23 protein-coding genes are annotated in these 23,103 nt (G+C 52.8%); 8 read left to right on the top strand and 15 right to left on the bottom strand.

Translation table 11 applies throughout. The features are described 5' to 3' along the window. Positions 1–160: 160 nt before the first annotated feature. The 5 genes from WFK81_RS23055 to WFK81_RS23075 all read right to left on the bottom strand — a co-directional run bounded on the left by WFK81_RS23055 (position 161) and on the right by WFK81_RS23075 (position 6,627). Entirely contained in the window at positions 161–505 is a 345-nt protein-coding gene (locus tag WFK81_RS23055) for a DUF1801 domain-containing protein (RefSeq protein WP_336788818.1), read from the bottom strand. Positions 506–645: 140 nt separating this feature from the next. Further along, positions 646–1,953, bottom strand: coding sequence for a homocysteine synthase (locus tag WFK81_RS23060; RefSeq protein ID WP_336788820.1), 1,308 nt, complete (start codon positions 1,951–1,953; stop codon positions 646–648). Between the two features lie 39 nt (positions 1,954–1,992). Continuing rightward, positions 1,993–2,970, bottom strand: a complete 978-nt coding sequence (locus WFK81_RS23065; RefSeq protein WP_336788822.1) for an aldo/keto reductase — start codon at positions 2,968–2,970, stop codon at positions 1,993–1,995. A 36-nt stretch (positions 2,971–3,006) separates the two neighbouring features. Continuing rightward, positions 3,007–5,223 (bottom strand): SfnB family sulfur acquisition oxidoreductase, encoded by a 2,217-nt coding sequence (locus WFK81_RS23070; RefSeq protein WP_336788824.1) that lies wholly within the window; start codon positions 5,221–5,223, stop codon positions 3,007–3,009. A gap of 18 nt (positions 5,224–5,241) precedes the next feature. Continuing rightward, positions 5,242–6,627, bottom strand: coding sequence for an LLM class flavin-dependent oxidoreductase (locus tag WFK81_RS23075; RefSeq protein ID WP_336788826.1), 1,386 nt, complete (start codon positions 6,625–6,627; stop codon positions 5,242–5,244). Positions 6,628–7,086: 459 nt separating this feature from the next. Here WFK81_RS23075 and WFK81_RS23080 point away from each other — a divergent pair, with 459 nt between their 5' ends. From WFK81_RS23080 to WFK81_RS23090, 3 genes are all read left to right on the top strand, one after another. Further along, positions 7,087–8,112, top strand: coding sequence for a methionine ABC transporter ATP-binding protein (locus tag WFK81_RS23080; RefSeq protein ID WP_336788828.1), 1,026 nt, complete (start codon positions 7,087–7,089; stop codon positions 8,110–8,112). Beyond that, on the top strand, positions 8,102–8,764 hold the full coding sequence (locus WFK81_RS23085) for a methionine ABC transporter permease (protein ID WP_336788830.1): 663 nt from the start codon (positions 8,102–8,104) through the stop codon (positions 8,762–8,764). The genes WFK81_RS23080 and WFK81_RS23085 overlap by 11 nt, the downstream gene beginning before the upstream one ends. A 97-nt stretch (positions 8,765–8,861) precedes the next feature. Further along, the gene (locus WFK81_RS23090; RefSeq protein ID WP_336788832.1) at positions 8,862–9,851 is read left to right on the top strand and encodes a MetQ/NlpA family ABC transporter substrate-binding protein; all 990 of its coding nucleotides are present in this window, start codon (positions 8,862–8,864) and stop codon (positions 9,849–9,851) included. Positions 9,852–9,986: 135 nt separating this feature from the next. Here WFK81_RS23090 and bshB2 read toward each other — a convergent pair whose 3' ends face one another. From bshB2 to WFK81_RS23105, 3 genes are all read right to left on the bottom strand, one after another. Continuing rightward, complete coding sequence (bshB2, locus tag WFK81_RS23095) at positions 9,987–10,649, bottom strand: bacillithiol biosynthesis deacetylase BshB2 (protein ID WP_336788833.1); 663 nt, start codon at positions 10,647–10,649, stop codon at positions 9,987–9,989. A gap of 180 nt (positions 10,650–10,829) precedes the next feature. Further along, complete coding sequence (locus WFK81_RS23100; RefSeq protein ID WP_336788999.1) at positions 10,830–11,174, bottom strand: YojF family protein; 345 nt, start codon at positions 11,172–11,174, stop codon at positions 10,830–10,832. Between the two features lie 83 nt (positions 11,175–11,257). After that, entirely contained in the window at positions 11,258–11,812 is a 555-nt protein-coding gene (locus tag WFK81_RS23105) for a GNAT family N-acetyltransferase (RefSeq protein ID WP_336788835.1), read from the bottom strand. Between the two features lie 172 nt (positions 11,813–11,984). On the opposite strand from WFK81_RS23105, the gene WFK81_RS23110 reads away from it, so the two are divergent. After that, positions 11,985–12,803: a methyltransferase domain-containing protein gene (locus WFK81_RS23110; RefSeq protein ID WP_336788837.1), complete on the top strand. Its 819-nt coding sequence runs from the start codon at positions 11,985–11,987 to the stop codon at positions 12,801–12,803. Between the two features lie 181 nt (positions 12,804–12,984). On the opposite strand, the gene WFK81_RS23115 is transcribed toward WFK81_RS23110, so the two are convergent. Next, entirely contained in the window at positions 12,985–14,268 is a 1,284-nt protein-coding gene (locus tag WFK81_RS23115) for a histidine--tRNA ligase (protein ID WP_336788839.1), read from the bottom strand. Between the two features lie 457 nt (positions 14,269–14,725). On the opposite strand from WFK81_RS23115, the gene WFK81_RS23120 reads away from it, so the two are divergent. Genes WFK81_RS23120 through WFK81_RS23130 form a run of 3 tightly spaced genes read left to right on the top strand, consistent with a single transcriptional unit; the run spans position 14,726 to position 17,558 of the window. Continuing rightward, positions 14,726–15,166 (top strand): MarR family winged helix-turn-helix transcriptional regulator, encoded by a 441-nt coding sequence (locus WFK81_RS23120; protein WP_336788841.1) that lies wholly within the window; start codon positions 14,726–14,728, stop codon positions 15,164–15,166. Between the two features lie 3 nt (positions 15,167–15,169). Continuing rightward, the gene (locus WFK81_RS23125; protein WP_336788843.1) at positions 15,170–16,951 is read left to right on the top strand and encodes a DHA2 family efflux MFS transporter permease subunit; all 1,782 of its coding nucleotides are present in this window, start codon (positions 15,170–15,172) and stop codon (positions 16,949–16,951) included. Positions 16,952–16,991: 40 nt separating this feature from the next. Next, positions 16,992–17,558: an NAD(P)H-dependent oxidoreductase gene (locus WFK81_RS23130; RefSeq protein ID WP_336788844.1), complete on the top strand. Its 567-nt coding sequence runs from the start codon at positions 16,992–16,994 to the stop codon at positions 17,556–17,558. 100 nt (positions 17,559–17,658) lie between these two features. On the opposite strand, the gene WFK81_RS23135 is transcribed toward WFK81_RS23130, so the two are convergent. From WFK81_RS23135 to WFK81_RS23150, 4 genes are all read right to left on the bottom strand, one after another. Beyond that, positions 17,659–18,180 (bottom strand): ankyrin repeat domain-containing protein, encoded by a 522-nt coding sequence (locus WFK81_RS23135; protein WP_336788846.1) that lies wholly within the window; start codon positions 18,178–18,180, stop codon positions 17,659–17,661. Positions 18,181–18,300: 120 nt separating this feature from the next. Continuing rightward, the gene (locus WFK81_RS23140; RefSeq protein WP_336788847.1) at positions 18,301–18,618 is read right to left on the bottom strand and encodes a thioredoxin family protein; all 318 of its coding nucleotides are present in this window, start codon (positions 18,616–18,618) and stop codon (positions 18,301–18,303) included. Between the two features lie 2 nt (positions 18,619–18,620). Then, positions 18,621–18,986, bottom strand: a complete 366-nt coding sequence (locus WFK81_RS23145; protein ID WP_336788849.1) for a MerR family transcriptional regulator — start codon at positions 18,984–18,986, stop codon at positions 18,621–18,623. A 123-nt stretch (positions 18,987–19,109) separates the two neighbouring features. Beyond that, complete coding sequence (locus tag WFK81_RS23150) at positions 19,110–19,910, bottom strand: AraC family transcriptional regulator (RefSeq protein ID WP_336788850.1); 801 nt, start codon at positions 19,908–19,910, stop codon at positions 19,110–19,112. Positions 19,911–20,025: 115 nt separating this feature from the next. Here WFK81_RS23150 and WFK81_RS23155 point away from each other — a divergent pair, with 115 nt between their 5' ends. Beyond that, positions 20,026–21,243: an MFS transporter gene (locus WFK81_RS23155; RefSeq protein ID WP_336788851.1), complete on the top strand. Its 1,218-nt coding sequence runs from the start codon at positions 20,026–20,028 to the stop codon at positions 21,241–21,243. A gap of 374 nt (positions 21,244–21,617) precedes the next feature. Here WFK81_RS23155 and WFK81_RS23160 read toward each other — a convergent pair whose 3' ends face one another. Next, complete coding sequence (locus tag WFK81_RS23160; protein WP_336788852.1) at positions 21,618–22,613, bottom strand: LysM peptidoglycan-binding domain-containing protein; 996 nt, start codon at positions 22,611–22,613, stop codon at positions 21,618–21,620. A 232-nt stretch (positions 22,614–22,845) separates the two neighbouring features. Further along, positions 22,846–23,103 carry a hypothetical protein gene (locus WFK81_RS23165; RefSeq protein WP_336788854.1) on the bottom strand — a complete coding sequence of 86 codons (258 nt, stop codon included), beginning with the start codon at positions 23,101–23,103 and terminating at the stop codon, positions 22,846–22,848.

Raw genomic sequence — 23,103 nt, forward strand, 5'->3', positions numbered from 1 at the left:
ATGTTTAGCTGAACAAGGTGAACGGATATGTCCGTCCTTTGGCGAGGAGCGCATTTCAATCCAGAGAAATCTAAGCGATGTTTATGAGAAAAGATGAAAAAAGAGCCCGCAAGTTAATGAGAAATTCCTTCCACTAACTTGCAAGCTCTCTTCTTCCCGATTACAACGGCTCCGATGCCTGCTTCAACAGATTGGCGAGCAAATCGTAATCAACCGCCTGCCCTGCTTTGAATTTGATTGTTTTGCGCTCCGGCGGGCCGTCGAATTGCTCTTCGGGGAAATCCACTTCCGCTGCGTTAAAAATAACAAAGCTGACGGCATCCTTCGCTGTCGAGATAACCGCGGCGTATTTGCCATTTTTTAAAAAATGGGGCTTCTTGTATTGAATTCGTTCCTCCGCATTCGGCACGGTCTCATGGACCATATCCCGAAGGCTGTTAGCCAGCTCGACCTGCCACGGCTGCGCCAGCGCATCGATAAACGACGTAACCTCTGCCTGCTTCATGCCAACCTCTCCCTTGCGCTTTATTCTATCAACTACTATACCATTTTGCCCAAATTATAGAAAACCTGCCTTTTGGTATTCGCGCAAGGAAAACAAAAACCTCACTTTGCAGTGAGGTTTTTGCAGCAAATGAAAGCAATTTATTGCGCGACCGGAACGCCTTTCGCCGCCTCGATCGCCTGAGCCAGATCGTCAATAATATCACGGATGGACTCCGTGCCGATGGAAAGACGGATCAGTCCCGGCGTTACGCCGGCTGCAAGCTGCTCGTCTTCCTTCAACTGGGCATGCGTCGTGCTGGAAGGATGAATAATAAGCGACTTAGAGTCGCCAACATTCGCCAGATGGGAGAACAGCTTAACATTCTGGATCAGGCGTTTGCCCGCGTCGGCACCGCCTTGAATGCCAAAGGTCAGAATAGCGCCCTGTCCGTTAGGCAAATATTTTTGCGCGAGCTCATAGGAAGGATGGCTTGGCAAACCAGGGTAGCTTACCCATTCGACACCTTCATGGTTCTCCAGATACCGCGCTACTTCCAGCGCATTGGAGCTATGGCGCTCCAGGCGAAGATGCAGCGTTTCCAGCCCTTGCAGCAACAGGAACGAACTGAGCGGCGACAACGCGGCACCCAAATCGCGGAGCAGCTGCACGCGAGCTTTGATGATATATGCGATCGGCCCTACCGCCTGCGTATACACCACGCCATGATAGCTTGGATCCGGTTCGGTGAGGCCCGGGAATTTGCCGCTTGCTTCCCAATCGAAATTGCCGCCGTCAACAATTACGCCGCCGATTGTCGTGCCATGCCCGCCAATGAATTTAGTGGCCGAATGAACAACGATATCCGCGCCATGCTTGATCGGCTGCAAAAGGTAAGGACTCGGGAACGTATTGTCGACGATAAGCGGAATACCGTTATCGTGAGCGATAGCCGCTACCGCTTCAATGTCGAGCACATCGCCTTTTGGATTGCCGATCGTCTCGCCGTAGATGGCTTTCGTCTTATCCGTAATGGCCTGACGGAAGTTCTCCGGATCGCTGGCATCGACAAATACGACCTTAATGCCCAGCTTCGCAAACGTATGGGCAAACAAATTATACGTGCCGCCATACAGCGAAGCGGAGGATACGATCTCGTCGCCGGCACCTGCGATGTTGAGAATGGCCGTCGTAATAGCCGCTTGTCCGGAAGCAACGCCAAGCGCTCCGGCACCGCCTTCAAGCGCCGCAATACGCTGCTCGAATACGTCCGTCGTCGGATTCATGACCCGCGTATAGATATTGCCGAACTCCTTCAACGCGAACAGATTGGCCGCATGCTCCGTATCGCGAAAGCCATACGAGGTGGTCTGGTAAATCGGCACCGCCCGGGATAAGGTGGTTGGGTCAATCTGCTGGCCGGCATGCACCGCCAACGTTTCCAAGCCGTAGTTGTTTGTTTCGCTCATGGTTCATTCCTCTTTTCGATTAGTATATTTTATATAAAATCAAACGTATTGCTGCTCTTCGCGGCGATCCGTCGCAAGCGGCGGCTCTGCCGATAAACGGGAAATCTCGTTTCTTTGCTCGGGGGTTAATGCAATGTCCGCGGCAGCCAAGGAGAATTCCAGCTGCTCAACACTACGGGCGCCAATGATTGGTGCCGTAATAGCCGGATGACTGCCCGCCCAGGCAACAGCAAGCGAAGCGGGATGATAGCCATGCTCGGCCGCGTAGGCCCGAAACCGGTCAGCCGTCTCGTAATAACCCTCTTCCCCGTAACGGATCGTATAGTTTTTCACTTCCACCAGCCGGCCCGAGTCGGGTTTATGGGACACGCCGTACTTGCCGGTCAGCAGTCCGCCGCCAAGCGGGCTATAGGAGATCACGCCAAGCCGCTCCGACTCGGCCAGAGGCAAAATTTCCACCTCGGCCTGCCGTTTCACCAAATTGTACATGGGCTGGATCAGCTCAAAGCGCGCCAGGCTCTGGTGGATGGAAATCCCGAGCGCCTTTGCAATTTGCCAAGCTGCCCAGTTGCTGACTGCCGGGAAACCGATTTTGCCCTGCTTCTGAAGATCGTCCAGCGCCCGGACCGTCTGCTCGATATCCGTTGCCGGATCAAAACGGTGTATAAAATAAAAATCGATCCAGTCCGTACGGAGCCGCTTCAAGCTCTCCTCCACCTGCAAAATCAAGTGCCTGCGCGATGCCCCGCCCTCATTTAAACCCTGCCCGACGGGGAATCCAGCCTTCGAGCTGATAACCAGCTCATTGCGGTGGCCGGCTATAAATTCGCCTAGCCACTCCTCTGCAATTCCCCCGCTGTACACGTTGGCCGTATCGAAAAAGTTAATGCCCGCCTCCCGGCTGCGGTTATATAAAGCCTGAGAGGTTTCGCGGTCCGCGTTGCCGCCAAACGACATCGTGCCAAAGCATAAGCCCGACACGTGCACGCCTGTTCTGCCAATTGTCCGGTACTCCATATGGCCTCCTTAAAAGAATCGATACTTTTTTACGAGCTACATTTTGTATTCGTGATATTCGCCGTTAAGCACCCATTTGCCGACATGATGAAGCTTTAGCCGTGCCGGATCGTGGAGAGTATGAATGCGGGCATTCCGCCAATGCCGGTCATAGTTGTATTTCTGGTCCATGGACGCCGTGCCCGCCGTTTCGAACAGCGCATTCGTTATTTCGATCACCGTTTCGGTCATGCTGTATTTCGCGGAATCAACAAGCAGTCCGGCTTGCCCGACATGATCCGCCGTCGGCTCCAGCCCTGCCTTGTCGATAGCTGCGGCCGCCTTCTCCAGCAGCGCTTCGGAGGCATACAGCTTAATGCCAAGTTCGCCGAAACGCCGGATCTGATCGGGCTCATCCGATGCCCTCTCCGCGTTGCTGCCATAGACAGGCCGGGTTTTCTCCCGTACGAAGGCCGCTGCGTCCTCGATGGCTGCCTGCGCGATCCCCGCATCGATCGCCGCATGAAGGATTTGCCCGAATGCCAGGTAAGTATTAGGCAGGTCAAATATTTGGTATTGCGGCAAGACATAATGCGCCGGAATGTCCACATCCCGCAAAATGACGCTTCCGCTTCCTGTAGTCCGCTGTCCGATGCCGGACCAATCGTCAATAACTGTTACCCCTTTGGCATGCCTTGGCACGTAGACGATTACCCGTTTATCCTCTTCGTTCAAGGCGGCGACCGGAATCCACTGGGCGTATAAAGCACCCGTCGAATAAAACTTCGTGCCCGATAACCGGTAGCCGTCATTTCCCGAAGCTTTCGCAAGCCGCGTCGTCATATGCTTGAAGTCCTTCTTTGCGCCCCGCTCCGCGATGGCATTACCGAGCAAGGCTCCGCGGAGCACTTCCCCGAAGAAAAGCCTCTTCTGCTCCTCCGTTCCCACCAGCTCAACGGATTTCAGGAAATAGAAATGGTTTTGCGGAATTTGTCCGAGTGAGCTGTCCGCTTTGGAAATAATCCGGATGATTTCGGTCAAGACTGCCACATTGATACCCGCTCCCCCGTAAGACTGGGGTACAGTCACGCCAAGCAGGCCGCTTTCGGATAATTCCCTCAGCTCAGCCAGCGGAAGCCTTCGCTCCCTATCCCGCTCCGAAGCTCCGGCTTTAGCCGATTCCGCAAACCGAAAAGCCGCCTCGAGCGCTTCCTTCTCCGTCTTTAACACCTTTGCAGGCTTCCGATCCGCAAAAAAATCCGGCGACAAATCCGTTAATGCGTAAGGGGACAGTTCCTTTGTCTTCGGCTGTCCGACAGCCCCGCTTTCCAGCAGCAACCGGGCTTCGCGGAGCAGCTCCTGCGGGACATACTCCTCCAGTTCCAGGTGTTGGCGCAAATAATGATTGTCCGTCAGCCAGTCCCGAGTCTCCCGCAGCTCCGCCCACTTGTCAGGCGACGGCTCGATATCAAGCTGAGCATGCAGGCTGCCGGAGAACACGGCCGATAAATCCTTCTCGGCTACACCGGTCATATGTCCTAACAGCAGGCAGGCATCATCGGCATGCTGCTCCGCCCACCGCGCAGCCGCCCCGATATGCGCAAGCAGTCTTGCGGTAGCTTCAGGCTGCTGTTCAACGAACGTCTTTGGCGCCGTTAGAAGAACCGGCAAGGCATACTGCTCATCATGAATGGAGCGTGCCCCGAGCAGCGTTCGCAGTCCTTGATCGATGGCGCCTTCCGCGTATACGGCGTCCGCTTCGCCCGACAGCAGCGCTTCCGCCAGCCGCTGCGCAACGGCTTGGTTTTGTTGAAGATCAACGGCATGAACGTTAAGCAAGGCATGCTTTATTTTGCAATCCGGATAGCCGCGCGCAATACGCTGAACGGCCCGGTCCGCGGACATGTGCCAGGCATCCGGGGTGCTGACTTCCAACCTCGGAATGCCAAGTACGTTCGCTTCACGCAAACGCCGGATGCTGGAGTCTGCGCGGACCAGAATGGAACCGCGAAGCTGAATTGGAGTCAAGCCGAGAATAACGCGGCAATCTTTTTCCTCCTCCAGCAAGGTAAGGCCCGTTAAAGGATCATCCCAGCGAACCGTATAGCTCTGCTGCTCATCGAAGGCGATATCCAGCTGATTCCACTGATTCTTCGTAAGAGTGATTCCGCGCCGCCTGAAGTCCAGCGGCAGCTCGCCTAGCTTATAGGCAAGCTCGAGCGCGTGGGGCAGCGGCTTTACCGTTGTCGTTATCTGTTGTACAAGAGTGGCCATACCGATACCTCCTCCTCTCTACACCGTGCTCTTCTCAATATGACGGTATCGGGCTCCCGGATGACCTTCCTGCAAATGACGCTTGCCCTGGCCAAACAGCTTCTCCCGGTAGGTTCCCGGCGCATATTCCGTCTTGTAAATCCCGCGCTTTTGAAGCTCGGGAACGACCAAGTCAACGAAGTCAACCAGACTGCCCGGCGTGATCATATGCGTCAGGTTAAAGCCATCCACTCCCGTCGCTTCGAAATAAGCTTGAATCCCGTCGGCAACCTGCTGCGGGTTGCCAACGATAGCGAATCTCCGCTTCAGAGTGTCAAAGCTTTCGAGCACCTCGCGGACGGTCAGTTTCTTCGGATTATCCTTCGTCAGCGACGCAGCCCGCGACTGGCCATGCTCGGTATGCTTATATTCAAAGACGGCATCCAGGTCGGTATATTCGGACAGGTCATACCCGCTGGAGCCGCCGTATTGCGCTTTCGCCGCTTCACCGCTCCACAGCCGCTTATATTCTTCGAATTTCTCTTCCGCTTCTTCCGTCGTCTCCGCTACGACAACATTCAGGAACGTAAAAGCCTTGATATGGTCCGGATTGCGGCCATAGGATTTCGCCAGCCTCTTAACCTCTTGGATGGACTGCTTCGTGTGCTCGGGCGTAGGTCCGCCAACAAACAGGCATTCCGCATGCTTGGCGGCAAATTCCTTGCCTTTGGGAGAAGAGCCCGCCTGATAAATAACCGGAGTACGCTGCGGCGAGGGTTCGCTCAAATGCGGTCCCGGCACTCGGAAAAACCGGCCTTCATGGTTAATCTCATGCACCTTGGCTGGGTCGGCGAATACTTTGTTTTCCCGGTCGTTTACCACAGCGTCTTCTTCCCAGCTTCCTTCCCAAAGCTTATACGACACATCCAGAAATTCATCGGCCAGTTCATAACGGTCATCATGCTTAATCATTTCGTCCAGCCCGAAATTACGGGCCGCGCTTGGCAGATAGGAAGTTACGACATTCCAGGCAAAGCGCCCTTTCGTCAGGTGATCCAGGGTACTCATTCTGCGGGCATGCGCATAAGGGTGCTCATAGGTTGTGCTGACGGTCAGGGCAAAAGACAAATGCTCCGTCACCGATGCCATAGCGGGGATGGCGAACGCCGGATCGTTAAGGGGTACCTGAACCGCATCACGGATCGAAGCGTCTTTGCTTTTCTGATAGACGTCGTAGACCCCAATCACGTCAGCCAGAAAAAGAGCGTCAAACCTGCCTCTCTCCAGCAGCTGCGCAAGCTCGGTCCAATAGTCCAGATCCTTATAACGACGCGTTCTTTCGTTAGCAGGATGCTTCCAGAGTCCATGCGAATTATGCATCGCGCTGGACATCTCGAAGACGTTAAACAAAATCTGCTTTGCCAAATGAAGTCACCTATCCTCTCTGTTAAATCCTATGCCTTTTATAACTTACTATTCCGATCAAAAAAACAGGTTTAGAATGTGAGGCCTACTCTAACACTGTATAAATATGGATGTCAAGTACGTCTTCTATTAGAATTTTTTTGAAATTTTAGGGATTGACAGTGCCGCCCGGGACACTTTATAGTAAATGCCAAGTTGAGAGCACGGAATTAAGAAAACCCGCGCCCAGCAAGGGATAGATAAGCAACACATCCTTTCATAATGTTGTTTTCGATACAGATGACTGATCATTTCAGAACTGTGCGAACCAAGTCTTGAACAAAGACTGGAAGAGCCTGTTCTAATTCGGCGGCCTCTTCTTTCCGAGAGAAGAGGCCGCCTTTTATTCGTTATACCTACTATGAAGATGCGTTTACTAAACTTTATAAAAGTAATACGCGCTAAAGGAGAGAACTTCACTTGATTAAGTTTGAATCGGTGTCCAAAACCTTCCTGTCACAAAAAAAGGCGGTTAACGCAGTCGATAACGTCTCCCTCTCCATCGCCAAAGGAGAGATTTACGGAGTTATCGGCTTCAGCGGCGCCGGCAAAAGCACCTTGCTTCGGCTTGTCAACTTACTGGAAAAGCCTACAAGCGGCAGAGTCGTCGTCAACGACCGGGACGTAACCTCCATCACCTCTCGGGAGCTTCGGCAGCTGCGCAGACGAATCGGGATGATTTTTCAAACCTTTAACCTGTTCAACTCCCGTACCGTGTACGGCAATATCGCGTATCCGTTAAAGCTTGCCCGCGTGCCGAAGGACCAGATTAAAGCGAGGGTAGCCGAGCTTCTCCGCTTCGTAGGACTTGAGGATAAAGCGGATCAGTATCCCGAGCAGCTGTCGGGAGGCCAGAAGCAGCGCGTCGGGATTGCGAGGGCGCTGGCTACTTCGCCAGATATCCTCATATGCGATGAAGCAACCTCAGCCCTTGACCCGGAGACGACCGGCGAGATACTGAAGCTGCTGAAACGGGTGAACGAGGAGTATAAGATCACCATTCTTCTGATCACGCACGAGATGCATGTCATCCGTTCCATCTGCGATAGGGTAGCGGTCATGGAAAACGGGCGGGTTATTGAAGAGGGGCAGGTATTTGACATATTTGCGAATCCGCAAAAACAAACAACCCGGAACTTTATCAGCTCCGTGCAGAACGACAAGCTTTCTCCGAAGCTGCTGGAAACACTCAAGAAAAGCCACAAAGGCCGGCTTTACAGGATCGTATTCCGAGGCGGAGCGACAAGCGAGCCCATCCTGTCCCAGACAGCGAGGAAGTACAACGCGGATTTCAATATCATTTACGGAAGCATTAACGAACTGCAGGGCCAGCTGTTCGGCAGCCTTATCGTCGAGTTCCCCGAGCGGACGCCGCAGCTTGCACCGCTCATTCGGGAGCTAAGCCAAAACGTAGAGGTAAGGGAGGTTATCGATCATGAAAGTTGATTGGAATACGTTCTGGCCCCGCATTTTCGAAGCGACCGGCCAGACGATTACGATGGTTATTTTCACTCTTATATTTGGAGCCATCCTAGGGCTTGTTATCGGACTGCTGCTCTTCGTGACCCGCAAGGGCAACATTCTGGAGAATGCCTTTATCTTCTCGTTGCTGAACATCGCCATCAATATTATCCGCCCCGTACCGTTCATTATCTTCCTCGTGACGATCAGCCCTTTCACCCGGGCCGTTATCGGTACAACAATCGGTACCTGGGCTGCCATCTTCCCGATGACAATCGTCGCGGCCTTCGTTATCGCTAGGGTTGTGGAGAACAATCTGGTTGCCGTTGATCCCGGCATCATTGAGGCGGCCAAAGCAATGGGGGCCAGCCCCGTGCAAATTATCGTCGGGGTACTCATCATGGAAGCGCTTGGCCCTCTTATTCTCGGGCTCACCTTCATGACGGTGGCGCTCATTGACTTCTCCGCTATGGCCGGAACAGTCGGGGGCGGCGGACTTGGCGACTTGGCCATGACCTACGGCTACCAGCGCTTTGACGGCTCGGTCATGCTCGTTACCATTGTCGTACTGATCGTCCTTGTGCAGATCGCGCAATTTCTCGGCAACACGGTGTCGCGCAAATTTTTGCGCCGGTAATTCCGAACGCTTCGCGTATGAAATATAAGCACAGTATGAAGGAAACTTATACGTTCTTATATTTTAAATAAAAACAAAAATAGAGGAGTGTCAAACCATGAAAAAACATGCTGTACTTGCAAGTCTTCTGCTGATCTTAATCGTAGGAGTGCTGTCGGCCTGCGGCAGCAACAAAGCCGCTAGCAATACGGCTGCACCGGCTAAATCGGATAACAAGACGGCAGCCAACGCCTCCCCATCGGCAGCTAACACAGCGGCTGAACAATCCGCGGCTCCAGATAAACCGGCGGAACCCGTTAAGGTCAAAATCGGCGTATCCGGTACCGACGGCGAAACCTGGCCGCTTCTGAAGAAAAAGGCGAAGGAGCAGTTAAACGTCGATATCGAGCTTGTTGAATTCTCCGACTACACCCTGCCGAACCTGGCGCTTGCGAACAAGGAAGTGGATGTGAACTCGTTCCAGCATCTGGCCTTCCTTAGCCAGTTCAACATTGAGCATAACCTGAACATTGTGCCGATCGGTTCAACCGTTGTATCGCCGCTTGGCCTTTATTCCAAAAAGTACAAGGATGTGTCCCAGATTCCGGACGGCTCCAAAATCGCGATCCCTAACGATCCAGCGAACCAAGGCCGCGGCCTTCTCGTTCTTCAAGCCGCCGGTCTTCTGAAGCTGAAAGACAATGTTGGCCTTTACGGCACGCCGGATGATATCGTAGATAACCCGCATAAGCTGAAAATCGTACCGGTTGTCGCTCAGCAGACACCGCGCGTATTGCCGGACGTTGCGGCATCGATCATTAACGGCGGCATCGCCGGTCAAGCCGGTTTAAAGCTGTCGGATGCTATTTTCCATGACGATCCATTGTCTGAGACGACGCGTCCATACCTGAACGTATTTGCGACACGCGTCGAAGATAAGGACAACGAAACCTACCGCGCAATCGCGAAGCTGTACCAGGATCCGGAAATTATTGAATCGGTTAAAAAAGACTCTAACGGAGGCAGCGTTGTTATCGACGTTCCTGCCGAGACGCTGCAAGGCGAGTTAGATAAGCTGGAGGGTGAAATAAAAGCTGCGAAGAAATGATTTCGGGCAAGGAGAAACGACTTCCCGTTTCCCTAGGCGGGAGCGCGTGTTTCAGCACGGAGAGAATTGTAAGGCATGTTTATATGAAAAAAGCGGACCCGTATGCATCGATGCACACGGGTCCGCTTTTTTTGCTTATTTCCAAGTTTCAAATTTATAGGTCCAGAACCTTTCCGTACCCAAGCGTTCCTGAACCTCTTTGTCGGTATGCTGCTTGTTCCCGAGAATTTCAGAAGCGTTAAACTGGGAGCGGTGGGCCCTGATCGAGGCTATCTTGTTCTTCAAATAATCCCGCACATCAAACGAGATATCCGGCTTGCCGATGAACTGCTCATGATTTCGGGAAAATGCCGAGCAATATATCGGCGGGCGCTCTTCCTCAGGAAGTCTTCCCACCGTCCGGACAACGGCTTCCCCGGTCGCGTCATGGTCCGGATGAACGCTGTAGCCCGGATAAAACGTGAAGATCACGTCAGGCTTCACTTCTTCAATTAATGCATGAATATGTTCATCGAGGAACACTTTGTCCTCGAATTCAATCGTTTTGTCATGGAAGCCAAGCATTCGGAGATCCTGGATTCCGATCGCCGCGCAGGATTCTTCCAGTTCGCCGCGGCGAATCTGCGGCAGAGTTATCCTGCTTGCAAACGGCGGAAAGCCCATATTTCTGGCCATCTCCCCAAGGGTCAGGCAGGCATAAGTCACCTGAGCGCCTTGATCGATCAACTGCGCAAGCGTACCCGACATCGTAAATGCTTCATCATCCGGATGCGGTAGAACAACTAATATACGGTCCATGTATGTTACTCTCCTTTCTAAAAGCTTTCTGATAAGAAAGCTACTTCGTAAGCATGAGCTATGCTTTCTTATCAGAAAGCTACTTCGTAAGCATAGGCTAAGCTTTCTGATTAGAAAGCTACTTCGTAAGCATAGGCTAAGCTTTCTGATAAGAAAGCTACTTCGTAAGCATCGGATTACTTAAAAAGGCTCCCGGCTGAGCTGCAAAGCGACAACCAGCTTGCCCTGCTGGTCATGGCCGGCTAGGATAAGCCGTTCGGCTTCGCTCTCTTCATAGTGGGTCAAGCCTTCGGAATAGACCCAGCCCTGCTGCATTTTGAGCCCGACACGGAATGGTCCGTTCCCGGATATCAACCCATGCGAATATTGAATTACGGCATTCGATATAAAAGTAGCGGCCGGATGCTTGGAAGCATCGTTATGAGCCGCGTATGCTCCTGTCGTCATCTCAAGATGAATATACACATCTTGATCTTTCAAGCTTTCCAGGCGTCGTTGAACCTCGGCCGGATGGATCGGTTGCATCATCTTGGATTCTCCTTTGACAATAAAATAATAATGAATTGAGAAGATTGTATAGTAAGTTTATCGGAATAGCAAGGATAAGATTACCCTTCCGATATCTTTTTCTCATACAGGTTAAAATCGCCGATCGGATTTGATGCCGTACCTTTAAATGCATATCCGCAAGCGTTCCGGTAGAAATCGTTGAGCTTGGGATTATTGGCGATGCAGTCCAGCCTGATCCGGTCTTTACCCGGGAAATAAATGCCCTCGCTTGACCATCTTACGATTGCCTCGCCAAGATTTGTCCCCGCGGCAGCGCGGCTAATGTTAAGACGATGCAGATAGACCGAGCTCTCATGCCCTTCCTCGCCCCACAGCTCCCGATCCCAAGGACTCGCCTGCTGCATCAGCATAACCATTCCCATAAGGGTATCTTCCTGTACGAAAATATACACCTCGCCGCGTTTGATCGCTTCCGGGGTACGGTGGGAATCCTCGCCCCGCAGCAATCCGCTCCACTGCGCTGAGCCTCTGCTCTTGAGCCATTCCGCCGTCTGCACCAACAGCCCCAGCACGGCTGGCGTATGCTCTTCTGCGGCCTGGAATACTTTTATATGATTCTGAATACTCCCGATTGGTTCTAATTGCGTAAACATGAATGAAGGTCCTCCTGCTAATAGCCCAAGATACCTCCAGTATACTCTCTTTGGCCAAACTTCTACAAATCTCAACCGCAGGTTGAGTCCGGCAAAAGTTCAATTCCTGCGTTATTGTCCGGATGAGGCAACTTCACTAGAATGGTGAGTATCAAAAGGAGCGTGAGTGAACGTGAAGGAGAAACTGGCGCGGAACATCGCCATTTACCGGAAAGAAAGAGGATTGACGCAGGAGGAGCTGGCAAACAAGCTGGGCATTTCGTTTCAGGCGGTATCCAAATGGGAGAACGCTTTGACAATGCCGGACCTCTCGCTATTGCCGGAGTTATGCCGCACGCTTGAAGTCAGCATCGACAAGCTGCTTGGTTATGTCTCGCAGGATAAACCGATTACGATTTATGAAGAAGAGTATAAGACAGAAAATTATTATTGGGGAACGGAGCCAAACAGCGGCGTATACGAGGTGCTGAAGACTATGCCGCCAAGCAGGCGGCTGAAGCTTCTGGATATTGGCTGCGGGGAAGGCAGAGACGCGGTATTTTTCGCCCGGAACGGTTACGAGGTAACAGGGATAGACGTATCGGATGCCGGCATTGAGAAAACAAAGCGGCTGGCCGAACTCGCGGGCGTTGAGGTTAAAGCGGTTAAAGCGGATCTGCTGGACTTCCGCCTCGACAAGCCTTACGACATTATCTATTCCAGCGGCGTTCTTCATTACATCAAGCCGGAGTTCCGCCAGGAGATTTTCGCGAATTACAAGCAGTTCACTAACCCTGACGGAATTCATGTCCTGAACGTGTTCGTGCATAAACCGTTTATCGCGCCGCCGCCTGAAAAAGAACCTCATGCCTACAAATGGCATTCGGGGGAGCTGCTCTCCCATTATCGGGATTGGCTGATCAAAGACAGCGCCGAGATTGTGTTCGACTGCAACTCCAGCGGCATTCCTCATCAGCATGCGATGAGTACGGTTATGGCGCAGAAAGTGTGACGGTCAATAGGCAGCTCTGCCAATAGATCATCGTCTTGCTGAGCTGCCTTGCATACCCGGTCGATTTATGGCGTGTCATCAACGAAAATGAGCTACATTGGATTTGATGCAGCATAAGGAAGCCTTTTGGCCCGGTAACTTGATCTAGACGGTAACCGGCACCAGCGGCACTACTCGCCCATTAGGCATCGTTCTTTTCTACTATAAATATCGCTTCGTCAAGCGGAACCACGTATTCTTCCCTGGCCTTCATATCTTTCAGCCGCACTTTCCCGGTTTGAACCTCTTCCTCGCCAATGAGCAGCGCATACCTGACCGCCCTGCTTTCAAGAGAGGCTAGCGCTTTTTTCAGCTTTCGGCCCGCCGGCTCCATCCCGGTCTGAATCCCACTCGAGCGCAAGACGGCCGCAGCCAGCAATGCATCGCCTATAGTATCGCCAATCGATAAGACCACGACTTTGGGAGCTTTTGCCGGGATCGGCCTATCTCGAAGCATTTCCATGATGGACTCCATGCCAAACGACAAGCCAACCGCCGGGTAGGCCATGTCCTCGCTTCCTGTCAGCTTTCCGATGATCGCGTCGTACCTTCCGCCGCTTCCGATACTGGATGCATAAACGCCGCCGGCATCAAAAATCTCATAGACGGTTCCCGTATAGAAAGACAGCCCCCTAGATAAAAAAGGATCAAAGCGGCAAATAGCCGAAAGCTTCAGCTTATCGATTAACGCTTGGAGAGCACGCACCTCGGCAGCTCCTTGCGATTTCCCAAGGCCATAACGGTCCGCCAGAAGACGGAATGACGGCTCACTCATGGCAATAAGCTCTGCTATCTCATCAACAGCGGGCTCGGATATTCCTTTGTCTCTCAATTCCTCCAGAACACCGTCGCTGCCTATCTTCCCGAGTTTGTCGAGCGTAAGCATCACGGACAAGCTTCCCTCCGCCGGTACGCCAACCGAATCCAATATTTCGCTTAAAAAACGACGGTTGTTCCAGCGCAGCGTGACCGAAATATCGAGCCTTTTAAACACCTCAACCGCAATAAGCATCAGCTCCGCCTCGGCTTCCGGCCCCGCAACGCCAACCATGTCCACGTCGCATTGCAAAAATTCCCGCAGGCGGCCGCGCTTCACCGGCCCATCGCGAAAAACCTTCCCGATCTCGTAACGTCTGTACGGAAGCTTGATTCCGGGATTCAATGCCATAACCTTCGCGAAAGGGATCGTCAAATCGTACCGCAATCCCAGCTTCCGTCCGCGTTGATCCGTGAACCGGTACATCTCCTTCACAATCTCGTCGCCGCCCGCATACTTCGAGGTTAATAAATCCAGTTCGTGAAGAACGGTGGACTCCATGCTCTCAAAGTCGTACAACTCGAAAACCTCCTGCAGCGCGGCCCTTACCTTCTGGCGGACGGCTTGTTCCTTTCCGAAAAAATCGTAAGTTCCCTTTACGTTTTGCATAACCGGCACTCTCCTTTTATTTTGGGTAAAATAAAAAACGCGCAGGACCTCTTGGTCCTGCGCGTTACGTATGCCGCAGGGAGGCCAACGCGAATGGCGTTAGCCCTCCCTGAATTTTTTATATCAGGGGTGCTAACGCTGTTTGTAATGATAATGAAGTTGACTATTCACAAATGTCCGCATGTGCGTAACTCCTTCATTCAAACGGAAATAATTATGGATGATTATAGCAGGGCTGATTCGAAGATGCAATCATCGATTATCCGTCATTTGTTTTCTGTCCCGGAACCGCCGTCATTTCACCGTTTCACAAGATTGGGAAAGAAGTACCAAACGCCGGTTACGGCATAAGCAGCAGGACCTTTGCGGAAACTAACGGCCTGAAGTCTGATTGACATATAAGATTATTTTAGTTCATAATATTTCGCATGCAAACTATTTATGGAGGAAAGCTGTAGTGGAAGAACAGCGGATCGTGGATATTTTTCAAGCTCATCGCGAAATCAATCAAGCCTTTTTCCAGATCTTGTCCAAGGCGGCGAGCAAGCATAACTTGACCGCCCTTCAGCTTTTGGTACTGCGCGTACTGCACGAAACTCCCGAAATCCGCATGTCCGAGCTCGCCGAGAAGCTGAATGTGGGCAACAGCACGATGAGCGGCATCGTGGACCGGATGGTGAAGGCAGGCATCTTAGAGCGCGAACGAACCGAAGCGGATCGCAGGGCGATGACGATAAAGCTAACGGAAAAGGGCAAGGAGCTCTGGCGCGAGACGAATGCGACGCGAATGAATATGATGCGTCCTCTGCTGTCGATGACCGAACAAGATCACCGCGAGCTGAGCCGTCTCCAGAACGAAGTATTGCGTTTATTAAAACAATCCAAGGAGGAAGCTTAAGCCATGACAACAGTTGTGTCCAATCAATTGCGCAAAGGGCCGATTATGGCCTCCTTGCTCATCGCTGCGTTCGTGGCTCTGCTGAGCCAAACCGTGCTTAACGTCGCGTTGCCGAAAATGATGGAGGATCTTGACGTTGGCGAAAGCACGATTCAATGGCTGTCCAACGGCTACATGCTGGTGAACGGCGTACTCGTCCCAATCAGTGCTTATCTGATCAATCGGTTTACAACCCGGAAATTGTTTCTGGTTGCCTCGTCCTTATTCGCAATCGGTACGATCGTATGTGCCTTGTCGGGCGACTTCAGCTCTTTGTTAACCGGCCGTCTCGTACAGGCATGCGGCGCGGGCATCCTGATGCCGCTGATGACTATCGTCACCTTAACCATCTTCCCCGTCGAAGAGCGCGGCAAAGCGATGGGACTCATGGGCGTTGCGATGATTTTCGCACCGGCCGTCGGACCGACGCTCTCCGGCTGGGTCGTCGAGCACTACGACTGGCATGTTCTGTTCTATATCGTATTACCGCTGGCGATCCTCGCCGTTGTATTCGGCGCCTTCTCGATGAGGGACGTCATCAAGACATCCCGGCCGAATCTCGACATTCTGAGCGTCGTACTGTCCACGCTCGGCTTCGGCGGCCTGTTATACGGCTTCAGCGAAGCGGGTACGAAAGGCTGGGATTCCACCGAAGTCATCGTGTGCCTGGCCGTTGGCGCAATTGCGCTCATTCTGTTTATCGTCCGTTCGATACTCCTGAAAACTCCGCTGCTTGAAATGCGCGTCTTCAAGTATTCGATGTTCTCGCTTACCACGTTGATCAACGCCATTATTACAATGGCAATGTTCTCCGGCATGATTCTATTGCCGATCTTCCTGCAGAATATCCGCGGCTTTACGCCTCTCGAATCAGGATTGCTGCTGCTCCCGGGCGCCATCTTGATGGGTATCATGTCGCCGATCACCGGCATGGTGTTCGACAAAATCGGCGCACGCTGGCTGGCCGTCCTCGGCCTTGCCATTACAGCCGTTACGACCTACGAATTCAGTCATTTAAAAATCGATTCGTCGTACAATCACATGATGCTCTTCTATACGCTGCGGATGTTCGGCATGTCCATGCTTATGATGCCTATTCAGACAGCAGGCCTTAACCAGCTGCCGCGCCGCCTGAATGCTCACGGCTCTGCCATGTCGCAGACGCTCCGGAACGTCTCCGGCGCGCTTGGCACCGCGATTCTTGTCACCATTATGACTAACAAAGCCGCGTCGCATGCGAAGGAGCTGATCATCGCCGGAAAAATCAATCCGTCCGACAAAGCAAAAATGGGCGAAATCACCATACAATCGACGATCTACGGCATTAACCAATCATTCGTCGTCGCGACTTGGTTGACGATTGCCGCGCTCGTGCTCGCCTTCTTCATCCGCAAGGTGAAGCCTGCCGAGGACGCGGTGCAGGTGCCGGATAAGGCGGCGGAAGCGGTGCAAGTGCCGGATAAGGCAGAGAAGGAGGCGGCGCCTGCTGCGGAATTGGCTAACAACGAAAATCGCTCGAATCGGCAAAGCGCAGACGGCGAATTCCGCAACGCCATTCGCGGGTTTCTTACGCCTCAACCGCCGAAGAACAACGATCAATTTAACGATCAGGAATACCGGAAGGCGATTCTTCGCTTAAAAGGGAATTCCGCACAGGACCAGGAAGACCGTCAGGAAGAGATGAACGATAAGGCATACCGGGAATCGCTTAAGAAGCTCAACAAACCGCAAAAAGAAAGCGAATGAGAAATCGCGTTTTCTCAGAGCCAAGAGAGGAGATTAATCGATGAAAATTTACATTGTTTACGATAGCGAAGCAGGCCACACGGAACAACTTGCCCGCTCCATTGCCAAAGGTGCCGAAAGCGTGGAAGGAGCAGAGGTGTTCATCAATCACGTCAAACAGGCGAGCGTCAAAGACCTCGCTCAGATGGATGCCATTATCTGGGGCTGTCCCGGGCACTTCGGCACGATCAGTTCCGGCATGAAAGAATGGATCGACAAACTCGGTTATTTATGGGCCAACGGGACTCTGGTTGATAAAATCGGCGCCGTTTTCTGCACGACCGCAACCATACACGGAGGGATAGAAGCCACCTTACTGAACCTGATTACGCCGATGCTGCATCAAGGGATGATTATTGTCGGCTTGCCGGCCAATATTCCCGCAAATGCGCTGTACGGCAGTTATTACGGGGTAGGCGTCACATCTCCCGTCGAGGATACCCATGACCCGCTGAGCCAATCGCTCTTCTCGAAAGGGCTGGCGCTAGGCGAAGCTCTCGGAGCGCGCGTAGCTCATGCGACGGGCACTTTTGCGGCGGGCAAGAAAACGCCGGGGACGACGGTTTAAAGCAGAAATTGACAAGCGCGGCCCTTCAAGAGGCCGCGCTTTTATTGAATCGATTTGATTTTGCAAGGGCAAGATAGATGCATATTACACGCTCGGCGCTCTAGCGGAGCGCGCCATAATCCCGAAGAAGGCTCGCCACATTCTCGTGCCCCTGCTGAACAGCCAGCGACAATGGCGTATCCCCGCCATCCGCAGAGGCATTTACATCCGCTCCATGCTCCATTAACAGGCGGATCATCTCCATATTGTCGTTATGGAAGGCCGCCGAGTGCAGGCAGGTATGGCCGTTGCTGTCCAGGATTGTTGTGTTTGCCCCTTTTGCGAGCAGCAGATTAATGACTTCGAGGCTCCGTTCCCCGGCAATCGCCGCATGCAGGGCTGTATTCGAAGGAATAAACGAAATGCTGGAATGAGAGACGGCATTTACGTCCGCGCCGTGCTCCAACAGTACCCGCACAACCTCCGCGTTGCCAAAATGGGCGGCATAGCCAAGCGGCGTTAGCCCGTCCTGATTCTCGGTATTGGCCAGCTGCGGATGGGCCTCAACAAGCGCTTTCGCTTTGGCGGCATCACCGCTCTGAGCCGCATGGAACAGATCATTTATGTAAGAGTGCAGGTCCATTCGTATAACCTCCGTTTGAAAGATAATGAGCCTATTTGATCTTCTCGCAAGGACCTTCCAATTCCTGCCGAATAATTGAAAAAGCCGGCCACATAAGTGACCGGCTTTTTCCCACCAACCTTACGCATACCGGGCAATTGCTTGCTGATACACGTCCTTCGGACGAAGCCCGATATACTTATCGACCGGCTCGCCGTTATGGAAGACGATGACGGTTGGCATCGACATCACGCCAAACTCGGAAGCAATCTCCGGCGACTCGTCACAGTCCACTTGAAGGATCGAGACACGCTCGCCTTCCTCCTGCTGAAGCTCATCCAGGATAGGCAGCAGCACCTTGCATGGCGGGCACCATTTTGCCCCGAATTCAACTAGAGTAGCCCCGCTTGCGCGAACAGCCTGGTGGAACGACTGTCCGTCTATTTTTCTAACGCTCATCTTCATCCCTCCGTTTCCTTCTGCTCTTGCAGAATCGACTGAATGCGGTCCTCCAGATTGCGTTTAATGCTGCTCAGAAGCTGAATCTGCGCCTCGATCTCCTCCAGCTTCTCGCGGTAGATCGGAAGCACCTCCTTGCAGAACGCCTCCTTGTTCTTCAAGACGCAGTGCAGGAAACCGGCGATTTGCTCCGTCGATATTCCAAGCTGAAGATACAGCTGAATCGTCCTCACCTGCTCTTCGGCAAGCGGCGAATATTCCCGGTACCCGTTCTCCAGCCGGATGGGAGTAAGCAGTCCCTGCTCCTCATAATAACGAAGCGACCTCAGGCTAACTCCCGTACGGGCCGCAAGCTCTCCGATTTTCATTCCTAACGCCTCCTGCATCGTCGATTCGAATCGATTATATACCCTCACATTAATGTGAGGGTCAAGGTGAAACGGCTTCAAGCAGGCAAAAACCCTTCCTTGATCGGAAGGGCTAAGCTTCTATTATTGCTGGCGGTACGCCTGCGGCGTAACGCCGGTCATTTTTAGAAAAGCACGATGAAATTGGCTGGTGCTCGAGAAGCCGAGATCGACGCTGATCTGTCCGATCGTGGCGCCCGAACGGCGCAGTCTGTTCATGGCCTCCGTAATGCGCAGCCTCAGCAAATATTGATACGGGGTTGTACCGGTTGCTTCTCGGAAGGAACGGATGAAATGATACCGGCTTTGAAGCGCGATTCCGGCAAGCTCCTCGATATTGATCGTATGGTCGTAGCAGTCATGGAGATAGGTCAAAGCCCGCCTAATGTGCGGATCGTTAATGCCCGGCGGCATGAGCTCCTTCTGGCCAAGCTTAAGCATGCCGCCCAAATAGGCGACCACATCCTGCTCAACCTCCTGCACCGCAATCGGATCGGCCAAGGCCTGCCCTTCAATCAACGCCATCATCCATTCACGGAATCGGCCCACCATGTCTCCGGTATGGAATTCCTGACGGATGTCCTGCCCCGCTCCCGCCATAAAATGCGGCTGAAGAGACTCCATCCCGCCTTCTCCGCGTTCGCGAACTTTTATAATGATAACGGAAGATTGCTCGCCCAGATAAAAATGATGCTCGGTCCCCGGCGGCTGAAGCAAGCCGTTGCCTTGCTTCAAGCCATAACTCCGCTCTTCCTGCGTAAAATGCACGGTGCCTTTGATCGGAAGCGTAACCTGCATCCAGTCCTCATGTTTGTGGGGAACATTCTTGTAGTCATGGCTTCCTTGCCACAGCTCGATCCAGTTGGTCTCTACTTTCATCTCCATATCTCTTCACCTGCCATCATTATAGCAAAAGTTGCTCCATTTGCAGCACTTTTCGCAACGACCGTTTTCCGCTGCCCCCGCTATACTGAAACAAATGAAAAGGGGGAACCGTTCCATGAATACGACCGCTGCTTTACAGGCGCAGCGCAACCCGGCCATCTGGATGCTGTTTGGCGTCAGCTTCGCCCATCTGCTGAATGATGCGATGCAGACCGCCGTGCCTTCCGCTTTTCCGCTGTTTCAATCCGAGATGCATCTGAGCTTCACTAAAATCGGCTGGGTAGCTTTTATGCTGAACATTACCGCATCCCTGCTCCAGCCGTTTATCGGTTACGTATCCGACCGCAGGCCAATGCCCTTCCTGCTGCCGCTTGGCATGCTCTTCTCGCTGGCCGGCGTAGTTGGCTTCGCTTATGCGGACAGCTTCTGGATGCTGCTTGTCTCTTCCGCACTTATCGGGGTAGGCTCGTCCGTCCTGCACCCGGAATCTTCCCGGGTCGCCCGGATGGCTGCCTCCGGCGGGAAAGGGATGGCGCAATCGGTATTCCAGGTAGGCGGCAACACCGGTCAGGCGCTGGCACCGCTGCTTGTTGCCTTTCTGTTGATGCCTCATGGCCAAAAAGGCTTCCTGTGGTTTACGATTTTTGCCGTTGCGGGCATCGTTATTCAACAGATCATCAGCCGCTGGTATGCCGGTCAGTTGACCGCTGCCGCATCGATCAAGAAGACGGCTAGCCGGATGCTGGATAAGCAATCGGCCCATTCCACCTTGTTCGTGGCTGGCACGATGGCGCTGCTCATTATCCTGCTGTTCTCCAAGTTTGTTTATATAGCGGGCATGACCGGTTATTATTCGTTTTATTTCATCGATCATTACGGATTGTCGTTCTCTCGCGCGCAAATCTGCTTGTTCGCTCTGCAATTCGCTGGCATGGTGGGCACGCTGCTTGGCGGACCGCTTGCCGACAAGTTCGGCCGCAAGACGATGATCTGGATATCCATTGCCGGAACAGCGCCGTTCTCGCTGCTGCTCCCTTATGCAAGCCCGGCAGTCGCTCTCGTCTTGTGCTTGGCAATTGGCCTCATTCTGATGTCCGGCTTCTCCGTCATCATCGTCTATGCGCAGGAGCTGATGCCAAGGCATATCGGCACCGTATCCGGCTTGTTCTTCGGGCTCGCGTTTGGCATGGGCGGACTCGGCTCCGTTCTGCTCGGCTGGCTGACCGATGTGAAGGATGTCGCTTTTACGATCCAGCTCTGTTCCTTCCTCCCGCTGCTTGGACTTTGCGCGTTCCTGCTGCCGAAGGACTCGAAGCTGATGGGCAAGGCGTAGACAGGGATTACCGCCAAGTTGACAGCTCCAGACCAAATAAGACCCTGTCGGGGTCTTATTCGCTGCTTATTTACTTTACTTGAGCCCGATAAGACCCTGCCAGGGCCTTATCGCTCTACTCTATGTGGTTCAGACCTCTCGGGTTCCACCGCTTTAAGGTCCCTCAGGGATCTTAACCCGGCAAATTGGCGCACCGCTCACCACCTTAAGGTCCCTCAAGGACCTTAAAAGCTGGAATCCCCTTTATTTTGCCGACTCTCGGCCATATTTCGCATCATTAAGGTCCCTTAGGGACCTTAACCCGGCAAAGCGCCGCTGCGTTTCGAGCGTTAAGGCCCCTCAGGGACCTTAACGTCCTTGATCCAGCTCCAAAATCATTTATGTATCGTCACCTTTGTACCCGCAGGTACCGCATTATATAACCATTCTACATCCTCATTCAGCATGCGGATGCAGCCCGCGCTTGCGTTCGTGCCGATTGACGAAGGGGCGTTGGTCCCGTGAATGCCGTACTTCGTGCCTTGGGTATCCGGGACACTTAGCCCAAGCCAGCGGCTGCCGAGCGGATTCCTCGGGTCGCCGCCCGGAATTCCTTTAGCGGAGTACCAGGGATTCTCGATCTTCGTCATAATCTCGAAGGTTCCTGTCGGCGTTAATCCCGCTTTTTTCCCGCTGGCGATATTGAACGTCTTCTTAACCGTCCCGCCGGATTTTACGTACAGCTTGTTTTTGGTAATATCGATATCTACCGAGAGCTTGGCCGGGGTGGGCACAGCAACCGTGCTGCTGGACTTCGCCGCCACCATATAATACGGGTTGGGAATTTGCAGCTCCTGACCTGCTTGAATCAGACTTGTGGCCGTGCCTACTTCGTTTGCCTCGGCAACCGCCTTCTGATAATCCTGCGATTTGAAATATTTGACCGACAAGCTGTACAGGGTATCGCCCTTCACAACATGATGCCTGCCCTCGCCCGACGGCAGCGGAATTCGAAGCGTCATCCCTATTTGCAGCTCGGAATTAGGATCGGTTATCCCGTTATATTCCATTAGCGTGTCCATATAATTGCCGCGGTTAAAATAGCTTTTGGCAACCGCAAACAAAGTATCTCCGGGTTGTACCTCGTAATAGTCCAGGACAAGAGGACTTTTCAGCTTGATTACCGTTCCGGCTTTCAAAGATACTTTTGGATCCAAACCGTTCACTTTCGCTACCTGCTCGTAATCGCCTGTCAGATAATATTTCTTCGAGATACCAAACAACGTATCTCCGGGCCTAACGGTATACGGAATGACAATGCCGGAAGCCTTCTCCGCCTCCGCCCCCGAATTCCCGGGATAGCTGACCAATGCCATCATAACCATAATCATACAAAGGACCCACTTCGACTGCCTGCTCAACGATGATCACACCTTCTGAAGGAATAATTGCGGCTCATCTGATTCGCTGTCATTCGGCAGGATTCCTTCTTATTCGGCAGCCTCCGGCAACAATTGGTCCGTACGTAGGAAACAAACGCAAGAAGAACCCGCCGCAGCGGGTTCTTCCAGAACTACACTTCCCCGATATACCTAACGCTAACAAGGATTCAAGCACTACCCCTTAATCCACTCCCCAGCCAACTATGCCTACCATGATTTTTCTGATCGGCTCCATTCCCATGTTGATGAGCACGACCGTTGTCCCTGATGCCGCACCGGACCAATTAAGAACAAAGCCTACCGCGACAAAGGCGCTCCAGGTCATAAGGATCAGGTAGAAGACGAAATCCTTGTACCATTTTTTACGAATGAGCGTTTTTCCTCCGGCATAGAGCAGGACGAAGTACGCGAGCACGATGACGAGAGCGACATAGAGCAT

This window comes from Paenibacillus sp. MMO-177, assembly GCF_037147795.1.
Classification (GTDB): Bacteria; Bacillota; Bacilli; order Paenibacillales; family Paenibacillaceae; genus Pristimantibacillus.